Raw genomic sequence first — 19068 nt, forward strand, 5'->3', positions numbered from 1 at the left:
CCTAGTCGACCAGCCGGCGGACCAGCCGGCCCAGGGTGTCGGCGGGGGCGTCGGTCAGTCCGGCGTGCACCGGGCCTGGCTGCAGCACCGTTGACCGGGGCGCGACGAGCATCCCGAACCGGGTCGCGAGGCCGCTGCCGTGTCGGGCCGATCCCACGGGCGTGTGGCACCACCGCTCGAACGCCGCGACGGCGGCCGAGATCGCGGCCACGTCCGTCTCCGGGTCGAGGGCGCGGAGCCGATCGGCCCGCACCCTCACCAGGCAGTCGAGGAACTCGGCCTGCTGGCAGTACAGCACCAGGCCGACGTTGACCTGCTCACCCCGGTCGACCCGTGGCACCGCGCGCAACAGCGCGTACTGGAAGGGCATCACCGCAACCACCCCTGGGCGGCGTCGAGCCGGGACAGGATGGTGTCGCGATAGGCGATCCGGGCCGCCGCGGCGTCGGCCGGTGCCGCCGGGTCCGGCCGGGTCGGATCGGGCTCAAGCCACGCGTCAGGCACCAGTGCCGTGATCTCGTCGAGCGCTTCGGCGGTGACCCGGGGTGCCAACTCGGCGTGCACCAGCTGCGGTGCGCCGACGTCGGCGAGCACGTGGTCGTCGTAGCGGTAGGGGGCTCGGACGTACGAGCCGGCACGCGACCAGGAGTGGTGGAATCCGAGGCAGGCGCCGTGGTCGATCGCCCACACCTTGCCACCCCACAGCAGCAGGTTGGTGTTGCGTTCACTGCGGTCGACGTTGGCGCACAACGCGTCCAGCCACACGATGCGGGACGCGGTGGCGACCTCCATCGGGATGCCACGGTCATAACCGATCGCGCCGGGCAGGAAGTCGCTGGCCAGATTGAGCCCGGCACTGGCGGTGATGAGGTCGTTGACCTCCTCGTCGGGGTCCCGGCGACCCAGCTCGTCGTCGACCACGATCAGCTTCAGCTCGGGGGTGGGAATGTCCAGCAGCCGCGCCAGCGACCCGACGATGATCTCGGCCACCAGGGCGCGGGGCCCCTGCCCGGCTCCGGTGAACTTGACGACGTGGGTGCCGAGGTCGTCGGCCTCCACCAGGCCGGGCAGCGAACCGCCCTCACGCAGTGGTGTCAGGTACGTCAGCGCCCGCACGGTGGCCAGGGGCGAGATGACGGGTCCGGGAGGGCTCACAGCCCTCAACCTATCGTCACGAAGAACCCGTCATGACAAGAAAGAACGGCCGCGGCGGAGCTTGTCGAGGTCCCCCAGTGCACTGCCCGCACCGCTCCACAGCTCCTGCCGCGGCCGTCGTGGGTCAAACGTACTAGAACTTGCCCAAGTTCCCAACTTTTCACGGGAGGTTGACCAAACCGTCACATTCGCCGGAAACGGGGTCCGGTCCGGCCGGTGTCGGTGGCCGATCCCGTCGGGGTCCCGGACTAGGCTGGGGGCCCCACGGTGACACGGTCTCGGCGGCACGGTGGCGATACGGTTGGTCGGGCAGGTTCGGGAGGTTCCACAGCGTCATGGCAGTACGGTCCGACGGCGACTTCGTCCACCTGCACGTCCACTCGGAGTTCTCGATGTTGGACGGTGCGGCCCGCATCTCGGACCTGTTCAGCACCGCCGCCGGGCTCGGGATGCCGGCGATCGCGATGACCGACCACGGCAACCTGTACGGGGCGTACGAGTTCTACAAGGGGTCGAAGGGGTCCGGGGTCAAGCCGATCATCGGGCTGGAGGCGTACCTGACGCCCAACACCCACCGCTCCGAGCGCAAGCGGGTCCGCTGGGGTGACGGCGGGGGCGACGACGTGTCGGGCTCCGGTGCCTACACCCACCTCACGCTGCTGGCCGCCGACACCCCGGGGATGCACAACCTGTTCCGGTTGTCGTCGCGGTCGTCGCTGGAGGGGTTCTTCTACAAGCCGCGGGCCGACCGGGAGATCCTCACCGAGTACGCCAAGGGCCTGATCGCCACCACCGGCTGCCCGTCGGGTGAGGTGCAGACCCTGCTGCGGCTCGGCCGGTACGACCAGGCGCGCGCGTCGGCCGCGGAGTTCCGCGACATCTTCGGCGCCGAGAACTACTACGTCGAGCTGATGGACCACGGGTTGTCGATCGAACGTCGGGTGCGCGAGGACCTGCTCCGACTGTCGAAGGACCTCGACCTGCCGTTGGTGGCCACCAACGACCTGCACTACGTGAAGGAGTCCGACGCCGCCGCGCACGAGGTGCTGCTGTGCGTGCAGTCCGGGTCGACGATGGACGACCCGAAGCGCTTCAAGTTCGACGGCAGCGGCTACTACCTCAAGGGTGCCACCGAGATGCGGCAGCTGTTCGCCGAGTTGCCCCAGGCCTGCGACAACACCCTGGCGATCGCCGAGCGCTGCAACATCGAGTTCACCGAGGGTGAGGGCCGCTACATGCCGCGGTTCCCGTGCCCGCCCGGTGAGGACGAGACCTCGTGGTTCATCAAGGAGGTCGAGCGTGGGCTGGCCGTCCGCTACCCGAACGGGATCCCGGCCGAGGTGCGGGAGCGGGCCGCCTTCGAACAGGAGGTGATCATCGGCAAGGGCTACCCGGGCTACTTCCTGGTGGTCGCCGACTTCATCAACTGGGCCAAGGAGAACGGCATCCGGGTCGGGCCGGGTCGTGGTTCGGGTGCCGGCTCGATGTGTGCGTACGCGATGCGGATCACCGACCTGGATCCGTTGCAGCACAAACTCTTCTTCGAGCGGTTCCTCAACCCCGAGCGGATGTCGATGCCCGACTTCGACATCGACTTCGACGAACGTCGTCGCGGTGAGGTGATCAAGTACGTCTCCGACAAGTACGGCGACGACCGGGTCAGCCAGATCGTCACGTACGGCACGATCAAGGCCAAGCAGGCGATCAAGGACTCCGCCCGGGTGATGGGCTATCCGTTCTCCACCGGCGACACGATCACCAAGGCGATGCCGCCGGCGGTCATGGGCAAGGACGTCCCGCTCGCCGACATCCACGACCCCGAACACAAGCGGTACGCCGAGGGCGGCGAGTTCCGCACCCTGTTGACCCAGGACCCCGAGGCGCAGGGGATCTTCGACAAGGCCGTCGGCATCGAGGGACTGAAGCGGCAGTGGGGTGTCCACGCGGCCGGCGTGATCATGTCGTCCGACCCGTTGATCGACATCATCCCGATCATGAAGCGCGAGCAGGACGGCGCGATCATCACCCAGTTCGACTACCCGGGCTGTGAGGCACTCGGACTGGTCAAGATGGACTTCCTCGGGTTGCGCAACCTGACGATCCTCGACGACGCGGTCAAGAACGTGAAGCTGAACCGTGACCTCGACATCGACCTGGACGCGTTGGCCGCCGACACCACCGACGAGGCGACGTACCAACTGCTCGGCCGGGGTGACACGCTCGGGGTGTTCCAGTTCGACGGATCGGGCTACCGGCAACTGTGCCGGCTGATGCGGCCCGACCGGTTCGACGACATCACCGCGCTCGGTGCGCTCTACCGACCCGGCCCGATGGGCACCAACACCCACATCAACTACGCGCTGCGCAAGACCGGACAGCAGCCGGTGACCCACATCCACACCGAGCTCGAGGAAGCCCTCGACGAGTTGCTCGGCGACACCTACGGGCTGCTGGTCTACCAGGAGCAGGTGATGGAGATCGCGCAGCGGCTGGCCGGCTACACGCTCGGCAACGCCGACCTGCTGCGTCGCGCGATGGGCAAGAAGAAGAAGGAGGTGCTCGACGCCGAGTACGTCAACTTCGAGAAGGGGATGCAGGACAACGGGTACAGCGCCGCCGCGATCAAGGCACTGTGGGACACCTTGGTGCCGTTCTCCGACTACGGCTTCAACAAGTCGCACGCCGCCGCGTACGGGCTGGTGTCGTACTGGACCGCGTACCTGAAGGCGAACTACGGCGCCGAGTACATGGCTGCCGTCCTCACCTCGGTGAAGGACGACAAGGACAAGATGGCGATCTACCTCGGCGAGTGTCGCCGGCTCGGCATCAAGGTGCTGCCGCCGGACGTCAACGAGTCGGAGGCCGACTTCACCCCGGTCGGCACCGACATCCGGTTCGGGCTGACCGCGATCCGCAACGTCGGCGCGAACGTGGTGGAGGGCATCGTCGCCGCGCGTACCGAGCACGGCAAGGCGAAGGACTTCCACGAGTTCCTCGACAACATCCCGTTGGCCGCCTGCAACAAGCGGGTGATCGATTCGTTGATCAAGGCCGGCGCGTTCGACTCGATGGGGCACCCGCGGCGGGCGTTGGTCGCGATCCACGAGCAGGCCGTGGACGAGGTGATCGACCTCAAGCGCAACGAGGCGAACGGGCAGGACGACCTGTTCGCCGGGTTCGGCGGCGACGACGACGGCGGGACCGGGGGCACCGGCTTCACCGCCGAGATCCCCGACCTGCCCGACTGGGACAAGCGGACCAAACTGGCGTTGGAGCGGGAGATGTTGGGGCTGTACGTGTCCGACCACCCGCTGCAGGGGTTGGAGCACATCCTGTCCGCCGAGCGTGACATCTCGATCGGGGAGTTGATCGCCGAGGACGGGCCGCGGGAGGGCCAGTACGCGATCGCCGGGATGATCACCCAGGTGCAGCGCAAGCAGACCAAGAAGGGCGACTACTGGGCGATCATCACCGTGGAGGACCTGGAGGCGTCGGTCGACGTCCTGCTGTTCCCCAAGGTGTACGCACTGGTGTCGACCCAGTTGGCGACCGACACCGTGGTCCGGGTCCGTGGCCGGGTCTCGTCGCGGGACGAGTCGGTGGAGTTGCACGGCCAGGAGTTGTCGTTGCCCGACACCACCTTGGAGGGCGCGACCGGGCCGGTCGTGATCAGCCTGCCGGCGGTGCGCTGCACCCCGCCGGTGGTGGAAAAGCTGAAGTCGGTGCTGACCGCGCATCCGGGTGTGACCGAGGTGCGGCTCCGGCTCGACTCCGGTGGCGGGCGACAGACCATGATGCGGCTGCACGAGCAGCTGCGGGTGACCCCGTCGCCACCACTGATGGCCGACCTCAAGGCCCTGCTGGGCCCGTCATGTCTGGCGGGCTGATGGGGTCGGGAGCTTCGGCCTCGGGCGCGTACGACTGACCGCGCGCGTGACGCAAGGATCGATGGTCGATCAGCGACGGTCGGCGCTCTCGATCGGGAACACGAATGTCTTGCGGAGCGTCTCCTGCACGTCCCAGACCCCGTGGGTGTCCGGCGGCATGACGAACAGGGCGCCCGGGACGAGCTGGTGGACCTCGCCGTCGTCGGTGGTGAAGGTCCCGCGACCTGCGATGACCGTGAAGATCTCCCAGTCCTCGCTGGTCCAGTGGCCCTCGAACGTGCCTGGGGTCACCTCCCACATGCCGGTGCGGACCGTGCCGATCTCACCGGCCGAGTGGGCCGAGCGCACGACGTCGCCCGAGATGCTGCCGCGGTTGCGGGTGTCGACCTCGAGTTCGGTGCCCAACGAGTCAATGCTGATCATGGTGTTCCCCCTCTGTTCCTCGCGCTGGTGAAAGCCTCGACGTTCGTCGGGGTCGCCCGCGCGGCTCCCCGGCCTCCGCGATCCACGCGATCCTAGCCTTCGGTACGTCTTGAGGAGTCAGGCGACCGTCGGCGCCAGCACGACGACCGGTGTCCGTCGCGACCGGAGCGCGGCCAGGGCGTCGAGGTCCGTACCGTCGTCCTCGAGGGTGCGGAAGGTTGCCCACAGCCGGTCCCGCTCGTTGCCGGTGGCCTCGGTGGCGCGCACTGCACGTTCCTCGCCGCCGGGGAGGACGACGGTGGCGTCCGGGTTCGCCTGCAGGTTCAGCCACCAGGCGGGATGTGCCTCACCCCACCCGTTCATCGCCATCACGACGAGATCCGACCGTCGGCGAAGTAGGCGATGATCACTGCCCGGCTGCGGCCTGATCTCCGACCGGTCGTGTGCAGCCGGCTGCACCGGACCGCCCAGTTCGGTCCGCCGGTGGACCAGGAACTGCTGTACGACGTCCTCGACGAGGTCGTCGACGAGGTGGAGCGGACCGTGCCACAGGTTGCGCTGAACTGGCTGCTCCGCCGACCCACCGTGTCGTCGGTGATCGTGGGTGCCCGCAATGCCGAGCAGCTCCGGCAGAACCTCGGCGCGGTCGGATGGGCGCTGACCTCGGAGCAGGTGACGCGACTGGACGCGGTCAGCAACACCGAGGCGCCGTACCCGCACTTCCCGTACCGTCGACAAGCTGGCTTCGCGCGGCTCGATCCACCCATGGCGGGGTGAACGGTGATCAGGCCGCCGGCTCGAGCATGACGACCGACGTCCAACCGGTCGTGGCACCCTGAGTCGACATGGATCCGTAGACTCTGGCCGTGTTGCAGAAGGCTCAGGAGGCCGCGTGGCTCGACGCCTGATCATCCTCGGTGTGACCACCGTGGTCGTCGGGCTGCTTGCCGGCGTGCTGTGGGAGTCGGTCACCGTGCTGCCGGGGTACATCGTGGCCGCCGACGGGCAGGCCTACATCTCGGAGCAGGGGCTCACCCGGTTCATCGTCGCGGACGTCATCTACGCCGTGATCGGCCTCGCGGTGGGCATCGGCCTGGGCATCGTGTGTTGGTTCGTCGCAGGCCGTCGGTGGGGCTGGCCGGTGGTGCCGCTTGCCGCGGTTGCCGCCTTGCTGGCGGGGTTGCTGTGTTGGCTGGTCGGCACCGCGCTGGGCCCCAAGGACATGGCCGCCCGGGCCGCCGCAGCCCAGCCGGGGGACGTGGTCGAGATCGACTTCGCGCTCCGGTCACCGGTCGCACTGGCGATCTGGGTGCTGGGTGCCGTCGGGGCTCTCCTGGTGATCACCGCCGTGGCCCGCGACGGCGAGATCGGCGGTGAACCGAACCCGCCACGGTCGCGTGAGCCAGCGGGGGACGTCGGTACGGATGGCTGACCTGTCGCACGTGATCTGGGTCGGAGGGCCGGCCGGCGCGGGAAAGACCACGGTCGCACGTCGGCTCGCCCGCCGCCACGGCCTGCGCTGGTACGGTGCCGACACCCGAACCTGGGTGCACCGGGAACGAGCGGCTGCGTTGGGGGTGCCACTGCCGGACCGGGGGCCGGGTCATGATCGCTATGACCGGGGAACGATGGTGCTCGACGACGTACGCGCCCTTCCGAACGCGCCCTTGGTCGTCGTCGAGGGCGATCCGATCCTGCCGTCGCTGACGTCGGCCGGTGGGCACGCGGTGTGGCTGTGGCCGTCCCGCGAGGTCCAGCGCAGCCGACTCGAGCGTCGGCACCCCGACGGCATCCCACCCCGCCACCTCGTCACGTGGGAGCGGCTGGCGCCTTGGTTGGACGGCGAGAGCCAGGTGCCCGGCGAGTTGATCATCGTCGACGGGCTGGACATCGAGGCGACGATCCGGGCCGTGACGGATGCCTTGGCTCCGGTCCTCGCTGCCGGGCCATGTGCCGACTCCGTCGGTGAACGGCAGGCGATGTTGCGGTACGGGAACGCCTCGATCATCTCGCAGTACCTCAGCCCGGCGACGAAGCCTCTCACCCCGGTGTCCTCCGACGCTGCCGCCGACTTCGACTGCGAGTGCGGACGACAGGAGTGCCACACGACGGTCCGACTGCGGGTCGCCGACGCACGTGACCTGGCGAGCTCTGGCGGGTCGGCGATCCGGGCACCCGGTCATTGAAGGGCTTGGCCAGCGCGCTACGGTCGCCGGCATGCCGACACCCGAGTTCATCGTGTCCCTGCGGGAGAAGATCGGTCACGAGTCGCTGTGGTTGAGCGGTGTCACCGCGGTGGTGCGGCGCGATGACGGTGACGTGCTGCTGGCCCGACGGGCCGACGATGGCCAGTGGACCAGCGTGACCGGGATCATCGATCCCGGTGAGGAGCCGGCCGACGCGGCCGAGCGGGAGGTGCTGGAGGAGGCGGGTCTGGTGGTGGTCGCCGAGCGGTTGGCCTGGGTGCATGTGCTGCCGCCACACACCTGGCCCAACGGTGACCGTGCCCAGTTCCTCGACCTCGTGTTCGGTTGCCGGTACGTGTCGGGCGAGCCGTCGCCGGCGGACGGGGAGAACACCGAGGTGGGCTGGTTCGGACTGGACGACCTGCCGGAGGTCTCCGCGACGCAGCGGGAGCGGATCGAGGCGGCACTGGCCGGGGGAGTGGCGCGGTTCGAACGCCACGGCGGGTGACCTCAGCGGCCGATCGGGGCGTACGAGGCGCCGGTGGTCTGTGCGAGGTCGGCCGGTGACAGTTGGACCTGCAGTCCTCGCCGACCCGCCGAGACCATGATCAACTCCAGTCGTTGGGCCGAGGAGTCGATCACCGTCGGCAGGGGAGTGCGTTGTCCGATGGGGGAGATGCCCCCGACGACGTACCCACTGCTCCGGGCGGCGACCTGCGGGTCGGCCATCGTCACCTTCTTGGCTCCGAGTGCGGTGGCCATGGCCTTCAGGTCCAGTTGACTCGACACCGGCACCACGGCGACGGCCAGGCCCGATCCGTCGGTGACGACGAGCGTCTTGAAGATGGTGGCCGGGTCGACACCGAGTTTCTCGGCGGCCTCCGCGCCGAAGTGGGTGGCATCGGCGTCGTGGTCGTACGGATGCAGCGTGTGGCTGATGGCTGCCGCTGTCAACGCCTGCGTCGCCGGAGTGCCGGAGCTGCCCTTCTTCGCTTTCGCCACGGCAGCAGCCTGCCACGTCGGGGATCCGGGTGGCGCCACCTCCGTGCCCTGACCTTGAAGGTTGTGCTGGCGAAGGTGAGGCCTGGGTGGGTGGTGTGAGCTGTTCCGTCGGTTGTTGTCGGTGGCGGCGTTTAGTATCGAACACGTGCTGCAATACTCGGGTCCTGAGGGTGGTCGGCCGTTCGATCCGGCCGACCCGGGGCTCGACGTGCCCTACGACGACGAGCCGCCACCCCAGCTCCTGCCGCTGACGCCGGAGATCGTGATCAGTCAGCTGACCGGCAGCCGTCGGCTCAAAATGGCGACCGAGTGCAACGAACTGATCAGCGCGACCGACTGGGCCGACCTCCATCCCGGCGAAACCCTCCCCACCACGACCACCCTGCAGCTGGTGCCGGGTGCGGAGCGGGCCGTGCGGTTGGGTGGGGACGGCACCCCGCTGGTCGCGGAGTTCGCCGCTGCGGAACTCGCCGCACAGCTGCACTCGTCCAGTTGGGCCGGGGCCCGGCTGATCGGTGACGCGCTGGATCTGCGGCACCGGCTCCCACGCTTGTGGTCACGGATCTGTGAGACCGAGATCGAGGCGTGGCAGGCCCGCCGGATCGCCCAAGCCACCCGCCACCTGACCAAGCACGAAGCCGCATTTGTCGATGCCGCGATCGCCGACCTGCTCGGTCGGCTCCCGTGGGGACGGCTCCAAGCACTGGTCGACGCGGCGATCATCGAAGCGAACCCCGAACGCGCCGCCCAGCTCGCCGACCTGGTCGGGAAGGCCGACAAGAAGGTCCATGTCGGCCAGTCCGACGACCACGGCCTCACCACCGTCTACGCCCGGGTCGATGCCGCCGCCGGGATCTGGCTCGACGCGATCATCGACCGACTCGCCGACCTCCTCGCCGCTCAGGGTGACGAGTCGAGCAAGGACAACCGACGCGCGACCGCCCTCGGACTCCTCGCCCATCCCGCCCGAGCCATCCAACTCCTCACAGCACCCACCCCGAACACGGAAGGCGAAGCCAGCGCCGACGAAGCAGCCGGGACCGACGCCGGTGCTGGCGGCGATGCCACGGCGAGCGGGACGGCGGGAACGACCGACGGCACATCCAACGACCACACAGGGACTGCGGGCAGGACCCGGCCAGACGACGACGCCCGGCCCAGCGCCAGCCCGCACGGAGCTGCTGCCGTCGGCGACCGCGGTCCCACGGGCAGCCTGGCCGGGCCCGACTTGAGCGATGGCTTCGATGCGCCCGAACCGGATCTGTTCGACGACCCGGAACCGCCAGAGCCTGACCTGCCCGACCCCGACGGTCCGGAACATCCGGGCACCCCGGGTCGGCCGTTGACCGAGGCCGAGATCATCGCCGCCGTGCGACGGCTCGACCCGGACAAGCTCCGACCCCGCGTCCTGTTGAACCTTCATCTTGCTGAGCAGACCGTCCGCACCGGCACCGGTGTCGCCCGCACCGAAGGGCTCGGCCCCCAAGCAGCCGAACAGGTCCGCGGCTGGTTGGGTGACTGCACCATCCAGCTCCGACCCGTCATCGACCTCCCCGCCGGACTGACCCCGGTCGACGCGTACGAGATCCCCCAAGCAATGCGCGACCACATGCAGCTGCGGCAACCCGTCAGCAGCTTCCCCTTCGCCGCCAGCCGCGGCAAGCTCGACCTCGACCACACCATCCCCTACCGAGCCGGTTGTGGTCCCGGGCAGACCCGGATCGCCAACCTGGCGCCGCTGTCGCGGCTGGAGCACCGATTGGTGACCCACGGTGACTGGTCGCGTCGACAACCCGAGCCCGGCACACTCCTGTTCCGGGCGCCCCACGGCCACATCTACCTGGTCGACCACAACGGCACACACCCACTCGGCACCACCCGTTTTGCCCAGGCCGTGTGGAACACCGCCACGCCCGAACAGCCGGCACGACCAGGGGCCGACGGGGAACGAGCACGAGGGCGGACCTGACGGCCGTACCGCCAAGTCCGGCTCACCGCACGACCGCGCGGTGAGCCGGGCTGTCGGCCTGCCCTCAGGTCACCACGGGACGAACTGGAGGCCGGCGGTGACCGTGATCGCGGCCAGGAACACGAACAGGAAGCCGCGCTTCAGGAGCAGCAACACCACCGCCACCGCAACCCCGACGCAGACGCGCCAGTCGATCGTCCAGCCGCCACCACCGTCGAACAGTTCGACCGCCACCAGTGCCGACAGCAACGCCAGCGGTAGGTAACGCGCGATCCGCTGCACGGTGGGATGGTTGAGCCACGCCTCGGGCAACGACAGCCCGGCCAACTTGATGGCGTAGGAGGCGAGTGACGCCACCACCACCGCGATCCACAGTGCGGTCATCGGGCCGTCGCCTTCACGTCACGGCGCGGCGTCGGTTCCCCGCGACGGGTGAGGCCGGCGGCCAGCGCGACCAACGCGGCGGCCAGCACCGGGACCCCGGCCGGGGCCACCGGGATCAGCACGAACGCGACCACGCCGCCGCCGATCGCGACCAGTCTGGCCTTGGCCGTGGTGAGCGCCGGCCACAGCAGGGCCAGGAACGCGGCAGGTGCGGCGGCGCCCAGGCCGAACCGCTCCGGGTCGATCGCACCACCGGCCAGCGCCCCGGCCACCGTACCGACGTTCCACAGCACGAAGACCGCGAGGCCGCCGGCGAAGAAGGCAAACCGCTGTGAGGTGCGGTGGGGTCGGCCCAGTGACATCGCGGTGCTCTCGTCGATCACCAACTGGGCGGTGGCGAAGCGCCGCCACCCGTCACGACGCAGCACCCGCGACAACGGGACCCCGTAGAAGGCGTTGCGGACCGCCAGCAACACGGCGGCAGCGACCGCCGCGACCGGGGCACCTTCAATCGCGACCACCCCGGCGAATGCGAACTGCGAGGCTCCGGAGAACATCACCACGCTCAGCACCATGATCTGCCAGAACTCCAGTCCGGTGGTCGCGGCGAAGGCACCGAAGGCCATCCCGAAGGTCCCCGCGTACACGCCGATCCCGATCGCATTGCGGATCAGCCCGGAGCGTTCGGCCCGCTGCGGGCCCGGGGTGGAAGCGGTCCTGGTCATCGCACCCCATCGTGGCACGCGCGCCACCATGCGGGCCGATTCGACTCGACGGGTGAACGCGTGTTCACTCGTACGGTGTCACGTTCCCGCAACCCGTGGTTGATCACCCTCGTCCTCGCCCTCAGCGGGCTGCTCGCCTCGCTGCAGCAGACCCTTGTCGTACCACTGCTGCCCGACTTCCCCGAACTGCTCGACATCACCCCCGACGACAGCTCCTGGCTGGTCACGATCACCCTGCTCTCCGGGGCCGTCGCCACCCCGGTGATCAGCCGGGCGGCCGACATGTTCGGCAAGCGGCGGATGGTGTTGCTCACGCTGACGATCATGTCGCTGGGCTCGTTGCTGGCCGCGGTGGGCGGCGACTCGTTCGTCATGCTGCTGATCGGCCGCGGGATGCAGGGCTTCGCGACCGCGCTGATCCCGGTCGGCATCAGCATCATGCGTGACGAACTGCCCAAGGAGAAGGTGGGCTCGGCGATCGCGCTGATGAGCGCCACCCTCGGCATCGGTGCGGCACTCGGGCTTCCGCTGTCCGGGCTGATCTCCGACCAGTTCGGTTGGCACGCGCTGTTCTGGCTGTCCGGCTCCTTGAGCGTGCTCGCGGTGATCGGGGTGTTCGTCGTCGTTCCGGAGTCGACGGTGCTCACCCCCGGCCGCTTCGACGTGGTCGGCGCCGTGCTGTTGTCAGGGGGCCTGACCACCTTGCTGCTGGTCATCTCCAAGGGCAGTACGTGGGGGTGGACGAGCCCGCCGCTGCTCGGCTGTGCGGCGCTGACGGTCATCCTGTTCGCGGTCTGGATCCCCTACCAACTGCGCAGCAACGAACCGCTCACCGACCTGCGCACCACCACCAGCCGACCGGTGCTGCTGACCAACCTCGCCTCGCTGCTGGTGGCGAGTGCGATGTTCGTCAACCTGCTGGTCACCACCCAACAGTTGCAGCTGCCGACCGGACTCGGGTACGGCTTCGGGCTGTCGGTGCTCGGTGCGGGGCTGGCGATGATGCCGGCCGGCCTGGTGCAGGTGGTGATCGCGCCGATCGGTGGGCAGATGCTCAACCGCCTCGGCGGTCGGACCACGCTGATGATCGGCGCCGGCGTGATGGCGGTCTCCTACCTCGGTCGGGTGTTCCTCGACGACACCCTTGCCCAGGTGATCGTCGGCTCGGCGCTGGTCAACGTCGGCCTGGCGATCGCATTCGCGTCGATGCCGGCACTGATCATGAACGCGGTGCCGATCACCGAGACCGCATCGGCCAACGGCATCAACTCGCTGGTGCGATCCATCGGCACCTCGTCGTCCAGTGCCATGGTCGGCGCCCTGCTGGCCGCACTCACCATCGACCACCAAGGGCTGCCGGTGCCGTCGCTGGGTGGCATCCACCTGGCGTACTGGATCGCCGGACTCTGTGCAGCGCTGGCCGTCGGCATCACCGTGCTGATCCCGGCCGACCACAAGGTCGCCGCCGGGCTGGCCGCCCGGACCCGCATCGGGGCCGGCGCCGTCGAGGAGCCCGCCGGCGAGGAAGCCGAGGAGACCGTGGTCCGTGGCCGGGTACTGCTCGGCCGGGGACCCGAACTCACCCGGCCGACGGTGGTGACCGTGCTCGACCTCGACGGCCGGCAGGTCGACTGGACCCGGGCCGACCACGACGGGAACTACGCCGTCGCCGTCCCCGGCAAGGGTGACTACCTGGTCATCGCCAACGCCCAGGGGTTCGCCCCGCGCGCCCAGGTCGTCACCGTCGACGGGGACGGCTCCGACGCGATGGTGGCCCTGGAGGAGTCGCTCAGCCTGTCCGGGGTGGTCCGGGTGCGGGGCCGGGCGGTCGAGGGCGCGATCGTGGTGCTGTCCGAGGCGACCGGGGCCGCCGTCGCGCGGATGCGCAGCGGCCCGGACGGCGAGTACCGGTTCGGCCTGCCGCCGGCCGGCAACTACGTGATCGCCGGGTTCGACAGCGACTCCGGCCTCGCCGGAGCCGGCAAGATCACCGCCGGCGTGCAGTCGACGACGTACGACCTGGAGCTGGTGCGATGACCGCGGAACGGGACCGGCGCGCCGACGTGCTGGCGGCGGCTCGACGACTGTTCGAGGCGCACGGGTACGCCTCGGTGACCGTCCGCGACATCGCCGCCGAGGCAGGGGTGTCGCCGGCGCTGGTGATCAAGCACCACGCCAGCAAGGCCGAGCTGTTCGCCCAGGTCGGGCCACCGGAGATCCCGCTGGGCGAGCTCGACCTGCCGGCCGCCGACGTGGGCCGGACCTTGGTCGCTCGGATCCTCGACCGACGCGACCGGGACGAGCCGGAACTGTGGCTGCAGCTGTGCCGCCAGATCAACGACTCCCCGGACTCCGAGCGGACCCGGGAACAGGTCCGGGCCGGGCTGCTCGACGAGGTCGGCCGACTGGCCGGCGACCGTACCCCCGACCGGCGCAACGCCGCGGCGATCGTGTCGGTGCTGATCGGCGTCGCCGCCGGCCTGCGCACCGTCGGCGTGCACGAGGGCAGCACCCGAGCCGAACTGCTCGACCTGTACGGCCCCCTCGTCCAGCAGTTCGTCACCGACACCGCCTGATGATCCGGTCTTGGTGCGCGGAAACCCGGTGACCGTGTCGGTGGCGGTCCATAGACTCAGGGCGTGTTGCGAACCGTGGATCTGCGAGGCAGGGGTGGCGACGGGTCGGACTACCGGTCCCTGGTGCCACGCGCCGCCTTCGACGTGGAGGCGGCGCTCGACGTCGTCCGCCCCATCTGTGACGCCGTCGCCGAGCGTGGCGCCGAGGCGTTGCTCGAGTTCGCGGAGAAGTTCGACCACGTCCGGCCGGCGCACCTGCGGGTGCCCGCCGCCGAGCTCGCCCGGGCCGCCGACGAGCTCGACCCCGACCTGCGCGCCTCCTTCGAGGTGGCGATCGACCGACGTCGCCGGGTCGCGGCCGTGGAGCTCGGGTCGGCCGACGAGACCGTCGACCTGGCCCCCGGTGCCCGGGTCAGCCAGCGGATGGTCCCGGTCGGCCGGGTCGGGCTGTACGTACCCGGCGGGCTCGCACCCCTGTCGTCCAGCGTGATCATGAACGTCGTCCCCGCCCAGGTGGCCGGCGTCGAGCAGATTGCGCTCGCCTCCCCACCGCAGCTGGAGTTCGGCGGCCTGCCGCACCCGGCGATCCTTGCCGTCGCGCACCTGCTGGGCGTGACCGAGGTGTACGCCGTCGGCGGCGCCCAGGCGATCGCGATGTTCGCCCACGGGGTCGACGGGCTGTGCGCACCGGTCGACCTGGTCACCGGGCCCGGCAACATCTACGTCACCGCCGCCAAGCGGCTGCTGCGCGGGATGGTCGGCATCGACTCCGAGGCCGGCCCGACCGAGATCGCCATCCTGGCCGACAACACCGCCGACCCACGGTTCGTCGCCGCCGACCTGATCTCGCAGGCCGAGCACGACCCGATGGCCGCGGCGGTGCTGGTCACCGACTCACTCGCGCTGGCGGCCGCGACCAGCCAAGCGGTGGAGGAGCAGGTGCCGCAGGCCAAGCACGCCGACCGGATCCGCACCGCGCTGACCGGCGAACAGTCCGGGATCGTGCTGGTCGACGACCTCGACCAGGGCGTCGCCGTGGTCGACGCGTACGCCGCCGAGCACCTCGAGATCCACACCGCCGACGCCGAACGGGTCGCCGGCCGGATCCGCAACGCCGGGGCGATCTTCGTCGGCCCGTACGCGCCGGTGTCGTTGGGCGACTACTGCGCCGGCAGCACCCACGTGCTGCCGACGGCCGGCTGCGCCTGCCACTCCAGCGGACTCAACGTGAAGAGCTTCCTCAAGGCGATGCACGTGATCACCTACACCGCCGACGCCCTGGCCGAGGTGGCCCACGCCGTGGAGACGTTCGCCGACGCCGAGGACCTGCCCTCGCACGGCAACGCCGTCACCGTCCGGTTCGGGGGGCGCTCATGATCAGGCCGATGCCGGTGAAGCAGGCACTGGTCGACGTCGCTCCCACCGCACCGATCACTCTGGCCGAGCTGCCGTTGCGGCCCGAACTGGTGGGGGAGGAGCCGTACGGGGCGCCGCAGCTCGACGTGCCACACCTGCTCAACGTCAACGAGAATCCGTACCCCCCGCCGGAGCAGGTCCGCGCCGAGGCCGCTGCCGCGGTTGCCGAGGCGATGGCCGGTCTGAACCGCTACCCCGAACGGGATGCGGTCGGGCTGCGCTCCGACCTGGCGTCCTACCTCGGCCACGGCCTGAACTCCGACCACATCTGGTGCGGCAACGGCAGCAACGAGGTGCTGCTGCACGTGATGCTCGCCTTCGCCGGACCCGACCGGACCGCGCTCGGGTTCGCGCCGACGTACTCGATGTACCCCGAGTACGCCCGCGACTCCCACACCCGGTGGGTGACGGTCGACCGGCGGCCCGACTTCACCCTTGACCGCGACGCCGCACTGGCCGCGATCGAGCGGGAACGGCCGGCGGTGATCATCGTCGCCAACCCCAACAACCCGACCGGCACCAGCACCGACCTCGATACCATCCGGGCCTTGCACGGCGCCACCGACGGCATGGTCGTGGTCGACGAGGCCTACCAGGAGTTCGCCCGCGAGGGCACCCCCAGTGCGCTGGAGCTGCTGCCGACCTGCCCCCGACTGCTGGTGAGCCGGACCATGAGCAAGGCGTTCGCCTTCGCCGGCGGTCGGCTCGGCTACCTCGCCGCTGCCCCCGCCGTCGTCGACGCGCTGCGGATCGTCCGGCTGCCGTACCACCTGTCGGCGGTCACCCAGGCCGTCGCCCGGGTCGCACTGCGCCACGCCGACACGATGCTCGCCCAGGTCGACGCCCTGCGGGCCGAACGGGATGCGGTCGCGGACTGGCTGACCGAGCTGGGGCTGCAGGTGGCTGCGTCGGATGCGAACTTCGTGCTGTTCGGCCGGTTCGCCGACCGGCACCGGGTGTGGCAGCAGTTGTTGGACGCCGGGGTGCTGATCCGCGAGGTCGGCCCACCCGGTTGGCTGCGGGTGTCGGCCGGGACCCCGGCCGACATGGCAGCCTTCCGTACGGCACTGGCGGCAGTCCTGCCGCACACCCAGCTCGTCCCGACAAGCTCGACGAACGTGAACAACGAGGAGGACTGATGGCACGCACCGCCACGGTGACCCGCAAGACCGCTGAGTCCGACGTGTCGGTGACCGTCGACCTCGACGGGACCGGCCAGGCCGACATCAGCACCGGGGTCGGCTTCTACGACCACATGCTGCACGCGCTGGCCAAGCACGGGCTGCTCGACCTGACCGTACGCACCGTCGGTGACGTCCACATCGACGCCCACCACACCGTCGAGGACACCGCGATCGCGCTCGGCCAGGCGATCGGTGAGGCCCTGGGCGACAAGCGCGGCATCCGCCGGTTCGCCGACGCCATGGTGCCGTTGGACGAAGCCCTCGCCCAGGCGGTCGTCGACGTGTCGGGCCGGCCCTACTGTGTGCACACCGGCGAGTCGGAGGCGCAGACGTACGCGCTGATCGGTGGTGGCACCGCGGGTGTGCCGTACGCCGGATCGCTGACCGGCCACGTGTTCGAGTCGCTCGCCTTCCACGCCCGGATCTGCCTGCACGTCCGACTGCTCGCCGGCCGGGACCCGCACCACATCGTCGAGTCCCAGTTCAAGGCGGTCGCCCGCGCGCTGCGGGATGCGATCGCGATCGACCCGCGGGTCGACGGGGTGCCGAGCACGAAGGGCACCTTGTGACCCCACCGGTCGTGGCCGTACTCGACCACGGCTCCGGCAACCTGCGGTCGGCGGTCCGGGCGCTCACCCGGGCCGGGGCGACCGTACGGCTGACCAGCGACTCGACGGTCGCGGCGACCGCGGACGGCCTGGTCGTCCCCGGCGTCGGGGCGTTCGCCCACTGCATGGCCGGACTCACCGAGATCGGCGCGGTCGACCTGGTCCGTGAGTGGGCGGCCGCCGACAAGCCGCTGCTCGGCATCTGCGTCGGCTTCCAACTGCTGTTCGAGGCCGGACACGAGCACGGTACGACGACCACCGGCCTGGGCGTGCTGTCGGGCCAGGTCGAACGGCTGACCGCACGACGTCTCCCGCACATGGGCTGGAACACCGTCGCCGCCGGCGCCGGGGCACGCCTGCTCACCGAGCCGGAGCACTACTACTTCGTGCACTCGTACGGGGTCCACGCCCCCGACGGGCTCACCCGCGCCGGACGGCCAGTCGTCGTGCACACCACCGACCACGACGGCGACACCTTCGTCGCGGCCGTCGAGTCGGGCCGGTTGTTGGCCACCCAGTTCCACCCCGAGAAGTCCGACGACGCCGGGCTCGGCCTGCTGGGCCGCTGGCTCCGCACGATCGAGGCGCCGTCGACCTGACCGGGCGACCGTCCAACCACCACCACCCCGACCACCACCACACCCCGACCACCACCACCGCAGAGAAGGCACACCGATGTTCGTCGACGTCCACACCCACTGCCTGGCCCACGAACACTGGGGGCCGGAGTGGGACGACAACTGGAAGCCGGTGTACCACCGGGAGTGGGAGGACGTACGGCCCGAGGACTACGACCGCGACATGGCCGCGGCCGGGGTCGACGTGGCGTTCGTGTTCGGACTGCGCGCGACGAAGGCGGGCGTGCTGATCCCGAACCGGTTCGTCGCCGACTTCTGCCGCCGGACCACCACGCGAACGGTCGGGTTCGCGTCGTTGGACCTGTCCGACGACGACGTGATGGAGCAGTTCGCCGAAGGCCTCGAGCTCGGCCTGCGCGGGGTCAAGTTGTACCCGGTGCTGGCCGGGTTCGACCCGCGCGACGAACGGCACGACGCGTTCTACCGCGCCGCCACCGAGGCCGGGGTGGTCGTGCTGTGGCACATGGGCGCCTCCCCGAGCAAGGCCGCCGACCTGCGGTGGGCCGACCCGCTGCTGGTCGACGTGGTCGCCGCCCGGCATCCCGGGCTGACCCAGATCATCGCCCACATGGGCCATCCGTGGCAGCGCGAGGCCTTCTTGGTGTGCCGCAAGAACCCGCGCGTGTTCACCGACGTGTCCGCGTCGTGGGCGCGGCCATTCGACGCCTTCCACGCACTCGTCCGGTCCCAGGAGTGGGGGGTCACCGACAAGCTGCTGTTCGGCTCGGACTACCCGTTCTGGACGCCCGCCGAGGCCGCCGCCGGGCTGCGGGAGATCGCGTCCATGACCGCAGGCACGTTGCCCGGGGTCAACCCCGACACCGTCGAGAGCATGCTGGCCGGCGACCCGCTGGCCCGGCTCGGCCTCTCGGCCTGACCGGCCCCGTCCTGCTGGGGTGTGAACAGCCGGTCCGC

The 19068-nt window shown here is 70.1% G+C and carries 20 protein-coding genes; 13 read left to right on the forward strand and 7 right to left on the reverse strand.

The window, feature by feature from the left end; all coding sequences use genetic code 11:
• Nucleotide 1 precedes the first annotated feature (1 nt).
• Together ACQBAU_RS08915 and ACQBAU_RS08920 are read right to left on the reverse strand one after the other, a co-directional pair.
• Nucleotides 2-370 carry a DUF3037 domain-containing protein gene (locus ACQBAU_RS08915; protein ID WP_434550590.1) on the reverse strand — a complete coding sequence of 123 codons (369 nt, stop codon included), beginning with the start codon at nucleotides 368-370 and terminating at the stop codon, nucleotides 2-4.
• Nucleotides 370-1155, reverse strand: coding sequence for a HipA family kinase (locus tag ACQBAU_RS08920; protein ID WP_434550589.1), 786 nt, complete (start codon nucleotides 1153-1155; stop codon nucleotides 370-372). Before ACQBAU_RS08920 ends, ACQBAU_RS08915 begins: the two co-directional genes overlap by 1 nt.
• 335 nt (nucleotides 1156-1490) lie before the next feature.
• On the opposite strand from ACQBAU_RS08920, the gene dnaE reads away from it, so the two are divergent.
• Entirely contained in the window at nucleotides 1491-5042 is a 3552-nt protein-coding gene (gene dnaE / locus ACQBAU_RS08925; RefSeq protein ID WP_465256581.1) for a DNA polymerase III subunit alpha, read from the forward strand.
• Between the two features lie 69 nt (nucleotides 5043-5111).
• Here dnaE and ACQBAU_RS08930 read toward each other — a convergent pair whose 3' ends face one another.
• Both ACQBAU_RS08930 and ACQBAU_RS08935 read right to left on the reverse strand, forming a co-directional pair.
• Complete coding sequence (locus ACQBAU_RS08930) at nucleotides 5112-5465, reverse strand: cupin domain-containing protein (RefSeq protein WP_465256582.1); 354 nt, start codon at nucleotides 5463-5465, stop codon at nucleotides 5112-5114.
• A 117-nt stretch (nucleotides 5466-5582) separates the two neighbouring features.
• Nucleotides 5583-5834 carry a nitroreductase/quinone reductase family protein gene (locus tag ACQBAU_RS08935; protein ID WP_465259487.1) on the reverse strand — a complete coding sequence of 84 codons (252 nt, stop codon included), beginning with the start codon at nucleotides 5832-5834 and terminating at the stop codon, nucleotides 5583-5585.
• A gap of 33 nt (nucleotides 5835-5867) precedes the next feature.
• On the opposite strand from ACQBAU_RS08935, the gene ACQBAU_RS08940 reads away from it, so the two are divergent.
• The 4 genes from ACQBAU_RS08940 to ACQBAU_RS08955 all read left to right on the forward strand — a co-directional run bounded on the left by ACQBAU_RS08940 (nucleotide 5868) and on the right by ACQBAU_RS08955 (nucleotide 8159).
• Entirely contained in the window at nucleotides 5868-6242 is a 375-nt protein-coding gene (locus ACQBAU_RS08940; protein WP_465256584.1) for an aldo/keto reductase, read from the forward strand.
• Between the two features lie 115 nt (nucleotides 6243-6357).
• Nucleotides 6358-6897 (forward strand): hypothetical protein, encoded by a 540-nt coding sequence (locus ACQBAU_RS08945; RefSeq protein WP_465256585.1) that lies wholly within the window; start codon nucleotides 6358-6360, stop codon nucleotides 6895-6897.
• A complete protein-coding gene (locus tag ACQBAU_RS08950; RefSeq protein ID WP_465256586.1) occupies nucleotides 6890-7651 on the forward strand; it encodes a cytidylate kinase family protein in 762 nt (253 codons plus the stop codon). The genes ACQBAU_RS08945 and ACQBAU_RS08950 overlap by 8 nt, the downstream gene beginning before the upstream one ends.
• 31 nt (nucleotides 7652-7682) lie before the next feature.
• A complete protein-coding gene (locus ACQBAU_RS08955) occupies nucleotides 7683-8159 on the forward strand; it encodes an NUDIX hydrolase (protein ID WP_465256587.1) in 477 nt (158 codons plus the stop codon).
• Between the two features lie 2 nt (nucleotides 8160-8161).
• On the opposite strand, the gene ybaK is transcribed toward ACQBAU_RS08955, so the two are convergent.
• Nucleotides 8162-8653: a Cys-tRNA(Pro) deacylase gene (gene ybaK, locus ACQBAU_RS08960; RefSeq protein WP_465256588.1), complete on the reverse strand. Its 492-nt coding sequence runs from the start codon at nucleotides 8651-8653 to the stop codon at nucleotides 8162-8164.
• Nucleotides 8654-8798: 145 nt separating this feature from the next.
• On the opposite strand from ybaK, the gene ACQBAU_RS08965 reads away from it, so the two are divergent.
• On the forward strand, nucleotides 8799-10622 hold the full coding sequence (locus ACQBAU_RS08965; protein WP_465256589.1) for a DUF222 domain-containing protein: 1824 nt from the start codon (nucleotides 8799-8801) through the stop codon (nucleotides 10620-10622).
• 69 nt (nucleotides 10623-10691) lie between these two features.
• On the opposite strand, the gene ACQBAU_RS08970 is transcribed toward ACQBAU_RS08965, so the two are convergent.
• Together ACQBAU_RS08970 and ACQBAU_RS08975 are read right to left on the reverse strand one after the other, a co-directional pair.
• On the reverse strand, nucleotides 10692-11006 hold the full coding sequence (locus tag ACQBAU_RS08970; protein WP_434550579.1) for an AzlD domain-containing protein: 315 nt from the start codon (nucleotides 11004-11006) through the stop codon (nucleotides 10692-10694).
• Nucleotides 11003-11731: an AzlC family ABC transporter permease gene (locus ACQBAU_RS08975; protein ID WP_465256590.1), complete on the reverse strand. Its 729-nt coding sequence runs from the start codon at nucleotides 11729-11731 to the stop codon at nucleotides 11003-11005. Before ACQBAU_RS08975 ends, ACQBAU_RS08970 begins: the two co-directional genes overlap by 4 nt.
• Before the next feature lie 60 nt (nucleotides 11732-11791).
• Here ACQBAU_RS08975 and ACQBAU_RS08980 point away from each other — a divergent pair, with 60 nt between their 5' ends.
• From ACQBAU_RS08980 to ACQBAU_RS09010, 7 genes are all read left to right on the forward strand, one after another.
• Nucleotides 11792-13768: an MFS transporter gene (locus tag ACQBAU_RS08980; RefSeq protein ID WP_465256591.1), complete on the forward strand. Its 1977-nt coding sequence runs from the start codon at nucleotides 11792-11794 to the stop codon at nucleotides 13766-13768.
• Nucleotides 13765-14307, forward strand: coding sequence for a TetR/AcrR family transcriptional regulator (locus ACQBAU_RS08985; protein ID WP_465256592.1), 543 nt, complete (start codon nucleotides 13765-13767; stop codon nucleotides 14305-14307). Before ACQBAU_RS08980 ends, ACQBAU_RS08985 begins: the two co-directional genes overlap by 4 nt.
• Before the next feature lie 63 nt (nucleotides 14308-14370).
• Complete coding sequence (gene hisD, locus ACQBAU_RS08990) at nucleotides 14371-15684, forward strand: histidinol dehydrogenase (RefSeq protein WP_465256593.1); 1314 nt, start codon at nucleotides 14371-14373, stop codon at nucleotides 15682-15684.
• A gap of 8 nt (nucleotides 15685-15692) precedes the next feature.
• Nucleotides 15693-16862 (forward strand): histidinol-phosphate transaminase, encoded by a 1170-nt coding sequence (locus ACQBAU_RS08995; protein WP_465256594.1) that lies wholly within the window; start codon nucleotides 15693-15695, stop codon nucleotides 16860-16862.
• Nucleotides 16862-17476, forward strand: a complete 615-nt coding sequence (gene hisB, locus ACQBAU_RS09000; RefSeq protein WP_465256595.1) for an imidazoleglycerol-phosphate dehydratase HisB — start codon at nucleotides 16862-16864, stop codon at nucleotides 17474-17476. The genes ACQBAU_RS08995 and hisB overlap by 1 nt, the downstream gene beginning before the upstream one ends.
• A complete protein-coding gene (gene hisH, locus ACQBAU_RS09005; RefSeq protein WP_465256596.1) occupies nucleotides 17473-18114 on the forward strand; it encodes an imidazole glycerol phosphate synthase subunit HisH in 642 nt (213 codons plus the stop codon). The genes hisB and hisH overlap by 4 nt, the downstream gene beginning before the upstream one ends.
• 76 nt (nucleotides 18115-18190) lie before the next feature.
• Nucleotides 18191-19030 carry an amidohydrolase family protein gene (locus ACQBAU_RS09010; protein WP_465256597.1) on the forward strand — a complete coding sequence of 280 codons (840 nt, stop codon included), beginning with the start codon at nucleotides 18191-18193 and terminating at the stop codon, nucleotides 19028-19030.
• Nucleotides 19031-19068: the final 38 nt, after the last annotated feature.

It is taken from the genome of Carbonicoccus niuqiaonis (genome assembly GCF_050157065.1).
Taxonomy (GTDB): Bacteria; Actinomycetota; Actinomycetes; order Propionibacteriales; family Propionibacteriaceae; genus Avipropionibacterium.

Excerpts from the sequence above, each read along its gene's own strand:
- ACQBAU_RS08935 (WP_465259487.1), bottom strand. The coding sequence starts at position 5,834 with ATGGCGATGAACGGGTGGGGTGAGGCACATCCCGCCTGGTGGCTGAAC.
- ACQBAU_RS08950 (WP_465256586.1), top strand. The coding sequence starts at position 6,890 with ATGGCTGACCTGTCGCACGTGATCTGGGTCGGAGGGCCGGCCGGCGCG.
- ACQBAU_RS08930 (WP_465256582.1), bottom strand. The coding sequence starts at position 5,465 with ATGATCAGCATTGACTCGTTGGGCACCGAACTCGAGGTCGACACCCGC.
- ACQBAU_RS09010 (WP_465256597.1), top strand. The coding sequence starts at position 18,191 with ATGTTCGTCGACGTCCACACCCACTGCCTGGCCCACGAACACTGGGGG.
- ACQBAU_RS08955 (WP_465256587.1), top strand. The coding sequence starts at position 7,683 with ATGCCGACACCCGAGTTCATCGTGTCCCTGCGGGAGAAGATCGGTCAC.
- dnaE (WP_465256581.1), top strand. The coding sequence starts at position 1,491 with ATGGCAGTACGGTCCGACGGCGACTTCGTCCACCTGCACGTCCACTCG.
- ACQBAU_RS08915 (WP_434550590.1), bottom strand. The coding sequence starts at position 370 with ATGCCCTTCCAGTACGCGCTGTTGCGCGCGGTGCCACGGGTCGACCGG.
- ACQBAU_RS08985 (WP_465256592.1), top strand. The coding sequence starts at position 13,765 with ATGACCGCGGAACGGGACCGGCGCGCCGACGTGCTGGCGGCGGCTCGA.
- ACQBAU_RS08970 (WP_434550579.1), bottom strand. The coding sequence starts at position 11,006 with ATGACCGCACTGTGGATCGCGGTGGTGGTGGCGTCACTCGCCTCCTAC.
- ACQBAU_RS08975 (WP_465256590.1), bottom strand. The coding sequence starts at position 11,731 with ATGACCAGGACCGCTTCCACCCCGGGCCCGCAGCGGGCCGAACGCTCC.
- hisB (WP_465256595.1), top strand. The coding sequence starts at position 16,862 with ATGGCACGCACCGCCACGGTGACCCGCAAGACCGCTGAGTCCGACGTG.
- ACQBAU_RS08995 (WP_465256594.1), top strand. The coding sequence starts at position 15,693 with ATGCCGGTGAAGCAGGCACTGGTCGACGTCGCTCCCACCGCACCGATC.
- ACQBAU_RS08940 (WP_465256584.1), top strand. The coding sequence starts at position 5,868 with ATGATCACTGCCCGGCTGCGGCCTGATCTCCGACCGGTCGTGTGCAGC.